The 13,813-nt window shown below is 70.5% G+C and carries 10 protein-coding genes; 6 read left to right on the top strand and 4 right to left on the bottom strand.

Annotated features, from left to right (window positions below):
• Nucleotides 1-429: 429 nt before the first annotated feature.
• Complete coding sequence (locus tag OFY01_RS28295; protein ID WP_266604673.1) at nucleotides 430-1,860, bottom strand: cation:dicarboxylate symporter family transporter; 1,431 nt, start codon at nucleotides 1,858-1,860, stop codon at nucleotides 430-432.
• 202 nt (nucleotides 1,861-2,062) lie between these two features.
• On the opposite strand from OFY01_RS28295, the gene OFY01_RS28290 reads away from it, so the two are divergent.
• The 3 genes from OFY01_RS28290 to OFY01_RS28280 all read left to right on the top strand — a co-directional run bounded on the left by OFY01_RS28290 (nucleotide 2,063) and on the right by OFY01_RS28280 (nucleotide 5,382).
• Nucleotides 2,063-3,847 (top strand): sensor histidine kinase, encoded by a 1,785-nt coding sequence (locus tag OFY01_RS28290; protein ID WP_266604671.1) that lies wholly within the window; start codon nucleotides 2,063-2,065, stop codon nucleotides 3,845-3,847.
• A gap of 52 nt (nucleotides 3,848-3,899) precedes the next feature.
• Entirely contained in the window at nucleotides 3,900-4,586 is a 687-nt protein-coding gene (locus OFY01_RS28285) for a response regulator (protein ID WP_266604669.1), read from the top strand.
• A gap of 91 nt (nucleotides 4,587-4,677) precedes the next feature.
• Nucleotides 4,678-5,382 carry a helix-turn-helix domain-containing protein gene (locus OFY01_RS28280; protein WP_266604667.1) on the top strand — a complete coding sequence of 235 codons (705 nt, stop codon included), beginning with the start codon at nucleotides 4,678-4,680 and terminating at the stop codon, nucleotides 5,380-5,382.
• 61 nt (nucleotides 5,383-5,443) lie between these two features.
• Here OFY01_RS28280 and OFY01_RS28275 read toward each other — a convergent pair whose 3' ends face one another.
• Nucleotides 5,444-6,469, bottom strand: coding sequence for an ATP-dependent 6-phosphofructokinase (locus OFY01_RS28275; RefSeq protein ID WP_266604665.1), 1,026 nt, complete (start codon nucleotides 6,467-6,469; stop codon nucleotides 5,444-5,446).
• A gap of 316 nt (nucleotides 6,470-6,785) precedes the next feature.
• Between OFY01_RS28275 and pta the strand changes: the two genes are divergently transcribed.
• From pta to pyk, 3 genes are all read left to right on the top strand, one after another.
• A complete protein-coding gene (gene pta, locus OFY01_RS28270) occupies nucleotides 6,786-8,861 on the top strand; it encodes a phosphate acetyltransferase (protein ID WP_266604663.1) in 2,076 nt (691 codons plus the stop codon).
• Between the two features lie 85 nt (nucleotides 8,862-8,946).
• A complete protein-coding gene (locus tag OFY01_RS28265; RefSeq protein WP_266604662.1) occupies nucleotides 8,947-10,158 on the top strand; it encodes an acetate kinase in 1,212 nt (403 codons plus the stop codon).
• 118 nt (nucleotides 10,159-10,276) lie between these two features.
• A complete protein-coding gene (gene pyk / locus OFY01_RS28260; protein ID WP_266604661.1) occupies nucleotides 10,277-11,707 on the top strand; it encodes a pyruvate kinase in 1,431 nt (476 codons plus the stop codon).
• A 116-nt stretch (nucleotides 11,708-11,823) separates the two neighbouring features.
• Here the strand turns inward: pyk and OFY01_RS28255 are convergent, their stop codons facing one another.
• Nucleotides 11,824-13,137 carry a hypothetical protein gene (locus OFY01_RS28255; RefSeq protein ID WP_266604659.1) on the bottom strand — a complete coding sequence of 438 codons (1,314 nt, stop codon included), beginning with the start codon at nucleotides 13,135-13,137 and terminating at the stop codon, nucleotides 11,824-11,826.
• Nucleotides 13,127-13,717, bottom strand: coding sequence for a DUF6114 domain-containing protein (locus tag OFY01_RS28250; RefSeq protein ID WP_266604657.1), 591 nt, complete (start codon nucleotides 13,715-13,717; stop codon nucleotides 13,127-13,129). The genes OFY01_RS28255 and OFY01_RS28250 overlap by 11 nt, the downstream gene beginning before the upstream one ends.
• Nucleotides 13,718-13,813: the final 96 nt, after the last annotated feature.

Below are 13,813 nucleotides of genomic sequence, written 5' to 3'. Positions count from 1 at the left end.
CTCAAGGAACGGACGCTTCCTTTGTACTCACCGAGACCCTTCAGTCTCCGGCTTTCCTCCGGGCGCTTCCCTTCGGTCTTGCGTCTCCGACTCTATCAGATCCTTTCGGGCCTGATTTTCAGTGAATCGGGTTTGTCGTTGCGGCTGTTGGGCCGTTCCGACGCCTCTAACCTTAGCGGAACCGCTTGCGCGTTTCCAATTCGGCCCCGACGCTCTCGACGTATTCGAATTCGGGCATGCCGAAATCGATCCCGTCGGGAAGTCGTACTGAGGTGGGTGCCGCGTGAGCGGCAGAGTGCTGCCGTGGGCCGCTGTGGCCCGGACAACTCGCAGGACTCTACGCCACGTGGCCCTGTAGTACAAAAGCGGGGTCCGCCGCGTCCCTCGACGCGCCGAACCCCGCTCCCGGACCCCGCTCCCGGACTGGGCTCAGGCCGGCTGCTTCGCCCCGGCTTCCGTCTCGGTGCCGGTACCGGTGCCGGTCTGCGTGTCCGTCTCGCCGTCCCGCGCCGCGGGCAGCGTCGCGGCCGGCTCGTCCGCCGAGTCCAGCAGGGTGCGCTCGTCGAACGGCAGGTCGCCCGCGAGGACACGCGCGGCCTTGTCGCGGTCCAGCTCTCCGGTCCACGTGCCGATGAGCAGCGTCGCCACCGCGTTGCCCGCGAAGTTCGTCAGTGCGCGGGCCTCACTCATGAAGCGGTCGATGCCGACGATCAGTCCGACACCGTCGACCAGCGCGGGCTTGTGCGACTGGAGGGCACCGGCCAGCGTGGCCAGGCCCGCGCCGGATACGCCCGCTGCGCCCTTGGAGGCGACCATCATGAAGAGGAGCAGGCTGATCTGAGCGCCGATGGACATCGGCTGGTCCATGGCATCGGCGACGAACAGCGAGGCCATGGTCAGGTAGATCATGGTGCCGTCGAGGTTGAACGAGTAGCCGGTCGGGACGGTGATGCCGACGACCGGACGGCTGACGCCCAGGTGTTCCATCTTCGCGATGAGCCGCGGCAGCGCGGACTCCGACGACGACGTCGAAAGGATCAGCAGGAACTCGCGGCCGAGGTACTTGAAGAGGTGGAAGATGTTGATGCCGGTCACCATCCGCACCAGCAGGCCGAGCACCACGAAGATGAAGAGCACGCAGCTGATGTAGAACGCGATCATGATCGTGCCCAGCGCCTTGAGGGCGTCCATTCCGGTGGCGCCCACCACCGCGGCGATGGCGCCGAAGGCACCGATCGGGGCAGCCCACATGATCATGGACAGGACGCGGAAGACCAGGCGCTGGATGTGCTCGATGCCGCGCAGCAGCGGCTCGCCCGTCCTGCCCATGGCCTGGAGCGCGAAGCCGACCAGAAGGGCGACCAGGAGGGTCTGGAGGACCTGGCCCTCGGTGAGGGCGGAGACCATCGTCTTGGGGATGATCCCGAGGACGAAGTCGACCGGGCCCTCGGCGCTACCCGCCTTGGCCTGGGTCTGGCCGACGCCCTTGACCGCCTCGGTCAGGTGCATGCCCGCGCCGGGCTTGACGATGTTGCCGACGATCAGGCCGATGGTGAGGGCGACGAAGGACATCGCCAGGAAGTAGCCGATCGCGAGCCCGCCCACCTTGCCGACCTTGGCGGCCTTCCTGACGGATCCGATGCCGAGGACGATCGTGCAGAAGATGATCGGCGAGATCATCATCTTGATCAGGCTGACGAAGCCCGTGCCGAGCGGCTTGAGCTGCTCGGCGACGCCCGGGGCGGCGAAGCCGACGGCGATGCCGAGGAACACCGCGACGATCACGGCTATGTAGAGATGGTGGGTGCGGTCCCGCTTGGTAGCGGCGGGTGGCGTGGTCTCGGGCTTGGTTGCGGCCACGGTTCCTCCTGACGACGACGTCGGCGTACTGGGCAGGTGTCTCGTACGCACAGGTCGTGCGGCTCACGTCCTGCGGTGCTCCGAGCCGCTTGCTGCGTGCTGCGGATTGCGGTGACTATCTCCCGGGCCGTGACGGCCGTCACCCTTGTGTTCATTTAGTTCGCGCTTATACGAACCGAGGGAGTGCGTGCACACTGGCGTCATGCGCATCCCCCGCCCGCGCAGCCTCGCGGGTCAGCTGTTCGCGATGCAGGTCGTGCTTGTCGCGGTCGTCGTCGCGGGGTGTGCGCTGTTCATGTACGTGAGTGACAAGGGCCAGGCCGAGTCGGCGGCGCACCGGCAGGCGAAGGCGGTGGCCACGTCGGTGGCCGACGCCAGGTCGGTGCGGGCGGCGATCGAGGGGCGGGCGCGGCAGGATCCGACCGTGACGTTGCAGCCGTACGCCACGGATGTCATGCGGCACACCGGGGTCGACTTCGTGACGATCATGGACACGCGCGGCATCCGCTGGACGCACCCGGACCCGCGGCGGATCGGCCATCGTTTCCTGGGGCACATCGGGCCCGCGCTGAAGGGGCGTACGTTCTCGGAGACGTACACCGGCACGCTGGGGCCTTCCGTGCGGGTGGTCACGCCGGTGTACGGGAGCGGGCACCAGGTCATCGGGCTCGTCAGCGCGGGGATCACCATCGAGCGGATCAGCCGACGAGCGCGCGGGCAGCTGCTCGCCGTGGGCGGGGTGGCGCTGGCCGCGCTGGTGCTCGGCGGGATCGGGACGTACGTGGTCAACGCTCGGCTGCGACGGCATACGCACGGCATGAACGCGACCGAACTGAGCCGGATGCACGCCTACCACCAGGCCGCGCTGCACGCGGTGCGCGAGGGTCTGGTGATGCTGGACGGGCAGCGGCGGGTGGCGTTGATCAATGACGGGGCGCGGGAGCTGCTCGGTGTCGGGGAGGGGTCCGTGGGGCGGTCGGTGGCCGAGCTCGGTCTTCCCAAGGCGCTCACCGGGGCTCTGCTGGCCGCCGAGCCGCGGGTGGACGAGGTGCATCTGACGGCCGACCGGGTCGTGGTGGTGAACACCTCGCCGGTCACGAGCGGGAGCCGGCGCGGCACGGTGGTGACGCTGCGCGACCACACCGAGTTGCAGGCGGTGATGGGCGAGCTGGACTCGGAGCGCGGTTTCACGCAGGCGCTCAGGTCGCAGGCGCACGAGGCGGCCAACCGGCTGCACACGGTCGTCTCGCTGATCGAGCTGGGCCGGGCCGAGGAGGCGGTGGAGTTCGCGACGGCCGAGCTGGAGCTGGCGCAGGTGCTGACGGACCAGGTCGTGGGCGCGGTGAGCGAGCCGGTGCTCGCGGCGCTGCTGCTCGGCAAGGCGGCGCAGGCCAACGAGCACGGTGTGGAGCTCGTCGTCTCCCCGGACACCCGGATCGACGACGGGCTGTTGCCGCGGGCGCTGCCCTCCCGTGATCTGGTCACGGTGCTGGGCAACCTCATCGACAACGCGGTCGACGCGGCGCTGGGCGCGCCCGGCGCCCGGGTCACCGTGACGGCGCGTGCGGAGGGCGGGTCGCTGCTGCTGAGGGTGTCGGACACGGGGCCGGGGGTGGCCGAGGCCGACGCGGAGGCGGTGTTCGAGCGTGGCTGGTCGACGAAGGCGGCGGGTTCCTGCGGACGCGGGCTGGGCCTGGCGCTGGTCCGGCAGGCGGTTGCGCGGGCCGGCGGGACACTGGAACTGGGGCGGGCGGCGCAGGGCGGTGCCGAGTTCACGGTGCGGCTGCCGCTGTCGGGGCGGCCGGTGGGCCGTCCGGGGGGTCGTGCGGACGGGCCGCCGCTGGACGCGGTGCCGCGGCAGCCCGGCACCGGCGTCGGTTCGGACGCCGTGGACAGCGCGGTCGGGCTGGACGCGGGCGCGGCGGCGGGTGACACTTCGGCCGGTTGGCAGGGTGCGGCGGGAGCACCGGGGCCCCGCCCCGAGTAGGTGTCGCAGTTGGACGTGGGACCGCGGCACTTTTCCGAGGGAGTGAGGGCTCATGGCGACGGACGCCACGGGGCGGATCCGGGTGCTGGTCGTCGAGGACGACCCGGTCGCCGCCGACGCGCATGCCATGTACGTGGACCGGGTCCCCGGGTTCGTCACGGTCGCGAAGGCTCACACGGCGGCGGAGGCGCGGCGCGCGCTCGACCGTACGGCCGTGGACCTCGTGCTGCTCGATCTTCATCTGCCGGACGGGCACGGGCTCGCGCTCGCCCGTGGGCTGCGGGCCGCGGGGCATCACGCCGATGTCGTGGCGGTCACCTCGGCCCGGGATCTCACGGTGGTCAGGGAGGGCGTCTCGCTCGGTGTGGTCCAGTACGTGCTCAAGCCGTTCACGTTCGCGACGCTGCGGGAGCGTCTCGTGCGGTACGCCGAGTTCCGTACGTCGTCCGGCGAGGCGACCGGGCAGGACGAGGTGGACCGGGCTCTTGCGAGCCTGCGCTCACCGGCTCCGGCCGCGCTGCCGAAGGGGTTGAGCGCGCCGACCCTTGAGCGGGTGACTCAGGCTTTGCGGCAGGCGGGCGCGGCGGGGCTGACGGCCGCCGGCGCCGCGGAGTCGGTCGGCATCTCGCGGATCACGGCCCGCCGGTATATGGAGCATCTGGTCGACGCGGGGCGCGCGGCGCGCAGGCCGCAGTACGGACAGGTGGGGCGACCGGAGCTTGTCTACACGTGGGAGTGAACGCCCGCTTAGCTCCTGTATGTTCCTACGAGTTGTCACGTGAGGCGAACACACCGTAGCCACCCCTCCCGTTCGCCCCTACTTTGTCCCCGTGCACTACCAGTCCGCGGCGAACGAGCCGACACCACCTTTCGACGCCCGCGCCGCTCGCAGCCTCCGCGAGGGGCTCGGGATGGCGCCGGGCCATGTCGCGTACACGATGCGCGCCTCGTACGGTCTCGGGTACGTCACGCCGGACACCATCACCTACTGGGAGCGCGGCCAGGTCGCACCCAACGCGACCGAACTGGCCGCGCTGGCCGGGGCGTTGTGGTGTTCCGCGGGCGACCTGCTGGGCGACCCGCAGACGCTGCGCGAGCACCGGCTCGCGCTCGGGCTCGCCCCGCAGGACGTGGCGCTCTCGGTGGGCCTCGACGTGCGCGCGTACCAGCGCATGGAGGCGACGGGTGACTGGCGGGGCAATGAGCGGCAGTCGACCGCGCTCGCCGATGTGCTCGGGCTCGGCCCGCGGGCGTTCGCGACGGTGACCGGCCGGGACGGTCAGCTGGCGGGACTGCTGCGTGACGCGGTGACCGGGGTGCGCCCCCAGGCGTACGTGCGCCCGGTGGCCCGGGTCGTACCGGTGCCGCGGCACGAGCTCGAGGACGCCCTGGAGGCGATGCACGACGACTATCAGGGGGCGATGGCGGCCACGCTCGGCTGGGGCGGGGCGTCGTCGCGGCAGGCGGACGGCGCGGGCCGGGAGTTCCTCGAACGGATCCTGGACGAGTTCTGGTCCAGGATCCGCGAGCCGTGACCGCGCCTCACCTCGTCCGTGCGGGGCCCAGAAGACCGGCTCCGCCTCGTACGTGCGGGTTTCAGAAGACCGACTCCGCCTCGTCCATCCGGTCCTTGGGGACCGTCTTCAGCTCGGTGATCGCGTCCTTGAGCGGCACCATCGTGATGTCGGTGCCGCGCAGCGAGGTCATCTTGCCGTACTCGGCCCGGTGCGCGGCCTCCACGGCGTGCCAGCCGAAACGGGTGGCGAGGACGCGGTCGTACGCGGTCGGGGTGCCGCCGCGCTGGACGTGGCCCAGGATGACCGGCCGGGCCTCCTTGCCGAGGCGGTGCTCCAGCTCGTGGGCGAGTGCGGTGCCGATGCCCAGGAAGCGCTCGTGGCCGAACTGGTCGATCTCGCCCTTGCCGTAGTCCATCGTGCCCTCGGCCGGGTGGGCGCCCTCGGCGACGCAGACGACGGCGAACTTCTTGCCGCGGGCGAAGCGTTCCTCGACCATCGTGACCAGGTCGGCCGGGTCGAAGGGGCGCTCGGGCAGGCAGATGCCGTGGGCGCCGCCGGCCATGCCGGACTCCAGGGCGATCCAACCGGCGTGCCGTCCCATGACCTCGACGACCATCACCCGCTGGTGGGACTCGGCGGTCGTCTTGAGGCGGTCGATGGCCTCGGTGGCGACGCCGACGGCGGTGTCGAAGCCGAAGGTGCGGTCGGTGGAGGAGATGTCGTTGTCGATCGTCTTCGGGACGCCGACGACCGGAAGACCGGCGTCGGAGAGCATCCGGGCGGCGGTCAGGGTGCCCTCGCCGCCGATCGGGATGAGCACGTCGAAGCCGATCTCCTCGGCGAGTTGCTTGGCGTTCTCGCAGGCCGCGCGGAACTTGTCGCGCTCAAGGCGGGAGGAGCCGAGGATGGTGCCGCCGCGGGAGAGGATGCCACTCACCGCGTTGAGGTCGAGCGGCCGGTAGCGCCCGTCGAGCAGTCCCGCGTAACCGTCTTCAAAGCCGAGCACCTCGTCGCCGTAGTGCGTGACGGCTCGGTGCACGACCGACCGGATCACTGCGTTCAGGCCGGGGCAGTCGCCGCCTGCGGTGAGAACTCCGATACGCATCGTGCTGTGTCTCCTGCTCGCTGCTGGTACGTCTGAGCGCTGCCGATTCTTCCACGACCTCAGGGGCCGCGCGTGCGCGCAACAGCGAGGCGCGAGCGGTTCGGGAGGTTCGGCCGAGCGGGGCAGGGCATCAGGTCCCGTGTGCCATGTGGACTTACGGCCCTCATGTCCAGGCCCTTTGTCCGGCGGGCGACCTAGCCACCGCCGGAGGTATTGTCAAGGGGGCACAGCTTCCATTACGGCTATTTTTTCGCCCTGGAGCAGGGCGGCCCGTGGGAAGAACCGCAGCCAGGACCGCAGGAAAGGGAGAGCACGCGTGACGCGCAGCGTGTACGTGACCGGGATCGACCGGGGTGACGGCCGCCAGGTCGTCGAGCTGGGAGTCATGGAGCTCCTGACCCGGCAGGTCGACCGGGTGGGGGTCTTCCGGCCGCTCGTCCACGACGGACCCGACCGCCTCTTCGACCTGCTGCGGGCGCGCTACCGCCTGTCGCAGGACCCGTCGAGCGTCTACGGACTCGACTACCACGACGCCTCCGCCATCCAGGCCGAGCAGGGCACCGACGAACTGGTCTCGCTTCTGGTCGACCGGTTCCACGCGGTGGCCCGCGACTACGACGTCGTTCTCGTCCTCGGTACCGACTTCGCCGACACGCAGCTGCCGGACGAGCTGGCGCTCAACGCCCGGCTGGCCAACGAGTTCGGCGCCTCCGTCCTGCCGGTCGTCGGCGGCCGCAGGCAGACGTCCGAGTCGGTGCGCGCCGAGGTCCGCAACGCCTACCGCGCCTACGACGGCCTCGGCTGCGACGTCCTCGCGATGATCGTGAACCGGGTCGTGCCGGAGGACCGCGACGAGATACAGGAGCGGCTGACCAACCGCCTCCCCGTCGCCGTCTACGTGCTGCCCGACGAGCCCGCGCTCGCCGCGCCGACCGTCGCCCAGATCACCCACGCGCTCGGCGGCACGGTGCTGCTCGGCGACGACTCCGGGCTCGCCCGCGACGCGCTCGACTTCGTCTTCGGCGGCGCCATGCTGCCGAACTTCCTGGCCGCCCTCACGCCCGGCTGCATGGTGGTCACGCCCGGGGACCGCGCCGACCTGGTCGTCGGGGCGCTGGCGGCGCACAGCGCCGGGACCCCGCCGATCGCGGGCGTCCTGCTCACCCTGAACGAGCGGCCCGGCAAGGAGATCCTGCGCCTCGCCGAACGTCTGGCGCCCGGCACCCCGGTCGTCGCCGTCTCCGGCGGGTCCTTCCCCACGGCGGCCGAACTGTTCGCCATGGAAGGGAAGTTGAACGCGGCCACCCCCCGCAAGGCGGAGACCGCCCTCGGCGTGTTCGAGCGCTACGTCGACACGAGCGCGCTGCTCAAGACGATCCAGGCGCCGTCCACCGACCGGGTCACCCCGATGATGTTCGAGCACCAGCTGCTCGAACAGGCCCGCTCCGACAAGCGCCGTGTCGTCCTGCCGGAGGGCACGGAGGAGCGGGTGCTGCGCGCGGCGGACGTGCTGCTGCGCCGTGGGGTGTGCGATCTGACGCTGCTCGGCCCGGTCGAGCAGATCCGCAAGAAGGCCGCCGACCTCGGCGTCGACCTGGCCGACAGCCAGCTCATCGACCCGGCCGCCTCGGAGCTGCGGGAACGGTTCGCCCAGGAGTACGCGGCGCTGCGCGCCCACAAGGGCGTCACCGTGGAGCTGGCCTTCGACGTGGTGGCGGACGTGAACTACTTCGGCACCCTGATGGTGCAGGAGGGGCTCGCGGACGGCATGGTCTCCGGATCCGTGCACTCGACCGCGGCGACCATCCGTCCCGCCTTCGAGATCATCAAGACCAAGCCGGAGGCGGCGATCGTGTCGTCCGTCTTCTTCATGTGCCTGGCCGACAAGGTCCTGGTGTACGGCGACTGCGCCGTCAACCCGGACCCGAACGCCCAGCAGCTCGCCGACATCGCCTCCCAGTCCGCGGTGACCGCCGCCCAGTTCGGCGTGGACCCGCGCGTGGCGATGCTCTCCTACTCGACCGGCACCTCCGGCTCCGGGGCCGACGTGGACAAGGTCCGCGAGGCGACCGAGCTGGTGCGCTCGCTGCGGCCCGACCTCAAGATCGAGGGGCCGATCCAGTACGACGCGGCGGTCGAGCCGTCCGTAGCGGCGACCAAACTCCCCGGCTCCGAGGTGGCGGGCCAGGCCAGCGTGCTGATCTTCCCCGACCTCAACACCGGCAACAACACGTACAAGGCCGTGCAGCGGTCGGCCGGCGCGATCGCCGTCGGCCCGGTCCTGCAGGGCCTGCGCAAGCCGGTGAACGACCTGTCCCGCGGCGCGCTCGTCCAGGACATCGTCAACACCGTCGCCATCACGGCGATCCAGGCCCAGACCCCGGCCGGCTGAGCCGACACCGCCCTGTCCGTCCCGTCCCGTCCCGCCCCTCCCCGCCTCTCCCCCGACCTCGTACCCGACCAGAAGGCACCCACCTGTGACCGGCACCCGCATCCTCGTTCTCAACTCCGGCTCGTCGTCGGTGAAGTACCAGCTGCTCGACATGCGTGACAACGCGCGGCTCGCCGTGGGCCTGGTCGAGCGCATCGGTGAGGAGACCTCGCGCCTCAAGCACACGCCGCTGCACCCGGGCGACGCGGCCGCGCGCGAGCAGAACCGGCCGATAGCCGACCACGAGGAGGCGCTGAAGGCGGTCGCGGCCGAACTGGCGCAGGACGGGCTCGGCCTCGACTCCCCCGAGCTGGCCGCGATCGGCCACCGGGTGGTGCACGGCGGCAAGCGGTTCACCGAGCCGACCGTGATCGACGACGCGGTCCTCGCGGAGATCGAGCGGCTCATCCCCGTCGCGCCGCTGCACAACCCGGCGAACCTGACGGGTATCCGTACGGCGATGGCCCTGCGCCCCGACCTGCCGCAGGTGGCCGTCTTCGACACGGCGTTCCACACGACGATGCCGGAGTCGGCGGCGCGCTACGCGATCGACGTGAAGACCGCGGACGAGCACCGGGTGCGCCGCTACGGCTTCCACGGGACCTCGCACGCGTACGTGTCCCGCAAGACGGCGGAGCTGCTGGGCAAGGATCCGTCCGAGGTCAACGTGATCGTGCTGCATCTGGGCAACGGCGCCTCGGCGTCGGCGGTCAGGGGCGGGGTGTGCGTGGACACGTCGATGGGCCTGACCCCGTTGGAGGGTCTGGTGATGGGGACGCGTTCAGGCGATATCGACCCGGCCGTCATCTTCCATCTGATGCGGGTCGGCAACATGTCGGCGGACGACGTCGACGTGCTGCTGAACAAGAAGAGCGGTCTGATCGGCCTGTGCGGCGACAACGACATGCGGGAGATCCGCCGCCGGATCGACGAGGGCGACCAGGAGGCGGCCCTCGCGTTCGACATCTACATCCACCGTCTGAAGAAGTACATCGGCGCCTACTACGCGGTGCTCGGCAGGGTGGACGCGGTCGCGTTCACGGCGGGGGTCGGCGAGAACGCGGCGCCGGTGCGCGAGGCTGCCGTCGCGGGCCTGGAGGAGCTGGGTCTGGCGGTCGACGGCGAGCTCAATTCCGTACGTTCCGACGAAGCCCGGATCGTCTCGCCCGAGTACGCCCGGGTCGCCGTCGCCGTGGTGCCGACCGACGAGGAGCTGGAGATCGCGCAGCAGACCTACGCGCTCGTCGGGGGCGCCTGACGAAGCAGGCACGGAGGCGTCGAGGCGCCTGCCGCAACGACTGAGCACACCACCGCCCATTTGTAGATTCCGCCAGACGGAATATTCCGTAGCGAAACAAACCGATAGGATCGCCCCCATGCGCCGTTCCAAAATCGTCTGCACGCTGGGCCCCGCCGTCGACTCCGAAGAGCAGCTCGTCTCGCTGATCGAGGCCGGCATGAACGTGGCCCGCTTCAACTTCAGCCACGGCTCCCACGAGGAGCACCAGGGTCGCTACGACCGTGTCCGCGCCGCCGCGAAGCGGACGGGCAGGCCGGTGGGCGTCCTCGCCGACCTGCAGGGCCCGAAGATCCGTCTGGAGACCTTCGCCGAGGGGCCCGTCGAGCTGGTGCGCGGTGACGAGTTCACCATCACCACCGAGGACGTGCCGGGCGACCGCACGATCTGCGGGACGACGTACAAGGGCCTGCCGGGGGACGTCTCCAAGGGCGACCAGGTCCTGATCAACGACGGCAACGTCGAACTCAAGGTGACCGACGTCGACGCCACCCGGGTCAGGACCATCGTCATCGAGGGCGGTGTCATCTCCGACCACAAGGGCATCAACCTGCCCGGCGCGGCCGTCAACGTGCCGGCGCTGTCCGAGAAGGACGTCGAGGACCTGCGGTTCGCCCTGCGGATGGGCTGCGACCTGGTGGCGCTCTCCTTCGTGCGCGACGCGAACGACGTCAACGACGTCCACAAGATCATGGACGAGGTGGGCCGCCGGGTGCCCGTCATCGCCAAGGTGGAGAAGCCGCAGGCGGTCGCCAACATGGAGGGCGTCGTCGCGGCGTTCGACGGTGTGATGGTGGCCCGCGGCGACCTCGCCGTCGAGTACCCGCTCGAGAAGGTCCCGATGGTGCAGAAGCGCCTGGTGGAGATGTGCAGGCGCAACGCCAAGCCGGTGATCGTGGCGACCCAGATGATGGAGTCGATGATCACCAACTCGCGCCCGACCCGCGCCGAGGCGTCCGACGTGGCCAACGCGATCCTGGACGGCGCCGACGCGGTCATGCTGTCGGCCGAGTCGAGCGTGGGCGCGTACCCGATCGAGACCGTCAAGACGATGTCGAAGATCGTCCAGGCGGCCGAGGAGGAGCTGCTCTCCAAGGGTCTCCAGCCGCTGGTCCAGGGCAAGAAGCCACGCACGCAGGGCGGTTCGGTGGCACGCGCCGCGTGCGAGATCGCGGATTTCCTGAACGGCAAGGCGCTGGTCGCCTTCACCAAGTCCGGTGACACGGCCCGCCGCCTGTCCCGCTACCGCGCCGTCCAGCCGATCATGGCGTTCACGACGGACGAGGGCACCCGCAACCAGCTGGCGCTGAGCTGGGGCGTGGAGCCGCACGTGGTGCCCCACGTCGACAACACCGACGCGATGGTCGAGCTGGTCGACGCCGAGCTGGTCCGCCTGAAGCGGTTCGACGACGGCGACACCCTGATCATCACGGCCGGTTCGCCCCCCGGCGTCCCCGGCACCACCAACATGGTCCGGGTGCACCACCTGGGCGGCGGCAACCGCGACTGACGGCTCCGCTGTCGTACGGGCCCGTACACGCGCCGAGGGCGCCCCCTGTGTGATCGCACAGGGGGCGCCCTCGGCGTTGTGCGGCTCCCGGACGGGTCCTGAGGCCGGCGGGGGACCTACTCGGTGTCCTCCACCGTGGTGTGCAGACCGGGAACGTGCAGGTTTCCGCCGAACTGCGAAGCCTGCGTGACCCGCACGTTGGTGAAGTACAGGATCGGCAGGTTCAGCGGCGGCGGGTTCTTGGCGTTGAAGGTCATCGGGATGAGCCCGAACAGATTGCCCGAGAGCTCCTCCGTGTACATCACCGTCTTGCCGCCGCGGATGGTGGACGTGGAGCCCTTGGCGGCGCGGATGTGGAAGTACTTGCCGTCGGGCCCCGCGACGATCTGGTGCAGGTCGCCGATGTCGGTGCCGTCGGAGATGACGTACTTCATGACGCGCTTGGTGGTCCCGTCGGCCATGCGGACGTCCACCAGGCCCTGGTAGTCCGCGCCCTTGAGCAGGAGCGAACTGGCCCGCAGCTTCCAGCTCTTGTCCGGCAGCGGCGCGGGCGTGTCCTCGTAGCCGCCGGCCTTGTCGGTGGCGACCGGGCAGTTGTCCGGGACGCCGCTGGAGCTCGGCGACGGCGTGGCCGCGCCGGTGGCCTTGGTCGCCGCGTCCTTGGCCGTGTCCGTGGCCTTCTTCGCGGCGTCCGTGGCCTTGCCGGTGGTGTCCTTGAGGGTGCTCGTGGCCTTGTCGGTGGTGCCCTTGACGGTGTCCGTGAGCTTGTCCGTCGTGTCCTTGAGCGTGCCGCCGCTGTCCTGGGACGTGGTGGAGGCCGAAGGGGACGGGCTCGGACTCGGCGACGAGGTGTCACCGCCGCCGAGGAGGCTGTTCAGGGCGGAGCCGAGACCCAGCGGGTCGAGCGGGTTGCTGGACTTCGACGGCGAGGGCGACGGGGACGCCGTGGCCGTGCCGCTGTCGCCGGAGCCCGACGAGGTCCCGGAGGAGGTCCCCGAGCCCCCGGAGGAGCCAGACGTCGCGGAGGGCGAGGGCGTCGGCGTCGCCGACTTCTTGCCGTCCGTGCCGCTCTTGCTCGACGTGCCCTTGTCGGCGCCCGACGTCTCCGCCGAGGCGGACGCGGACCGCGACGGGGACGCCTCGGCCGAGCTCTTGTCCTTGGTCGTGCTGTCCTGCGTCTTGACCGCGTCGGCGCACGCCTTGTAGTCGTCCGCGCTGAAATTGCTCGGGTTGTCCTTGGCCATGGCCAGCGTGGGCGTCATGCCAAGGCCCATCAGCACGGCCGTGGGCATGGCCGCGATGGCTATCGCCTTGCCGGCGGGCATGTGCAGCCGGGTGAACAGCTTGGTTCTCGGCGCTGCATGCCGCGGCCCGGTTCTCGCACGGGACTCCTGCGCGGAGTCCTCGTGGTGGACCTCGTCAGCCGGCACGGTGCCTCCCGTTCGTCCCGTTGTCCGGGCTCGTCCCTGACACGTCGTCGTTTCCGCCCGACACGCTGTACGTGGCTCCCGTGACCGGCGGCGCGTACGCGTCGTTCCGCGCGGGACCGCCCTTGGCCGGGCTCTCCTTCGCGGGGTCCCCGTCACCCTCGGCCAACGCCGCCGCGTCGGCCGGCCCGCCCGGTGCCCAGGAGACGCCGAGGGCGCCGCCGACGAGGGCGAGCAGGAAGCCGATGACGAAGCCGCCGAAGTTGGAGACCACCAGGGAGACCAGGGCGAGAAGGATCGCCGCCACCCCCGCGAACACCCGGGAGTGCGGCTGGAACCACATCGTCAGTCCGAGCACGACGAGCAGCACACCGATGATCAGCGATCCGGCACCGGCCGTGGTGGCCATCCGGATCGTCATCGTGCCGAGCGTCAGATTCGCGTACGGGAAGTACATGATCGGGATGCCGCCCAGCAGCGCAAGCAGGCCACCCCAGAATGGGCGCTGACCGCGCCACCCTCGGAACGATTCGCGCATCTGGCCAAGCTTGGGGCCAAGGCCTGCGTGCGCTTCAGCGCTCATGTCGTACAGCTCCTCGGGAATGGCGTTGTTCTGTGGTGATGGTGGCTGCCCGGAGACGGGCGCGGGGAGTGGTGCGGAGCGTTCCCGTGTGTCCCC

It is taken from the genome of Streptomyces beihaiensis (assembly GCF_026274175.1).
Lineage (GTDB): Bacteria > Actinomycetota > Actinomycetes > Streptomycetales > Streptomycetaceae > Streptomyces > Streptomyces beihaiensis.
This window is presented reverse-complemented; position numbering and strand designations above follow the sequence as displayed.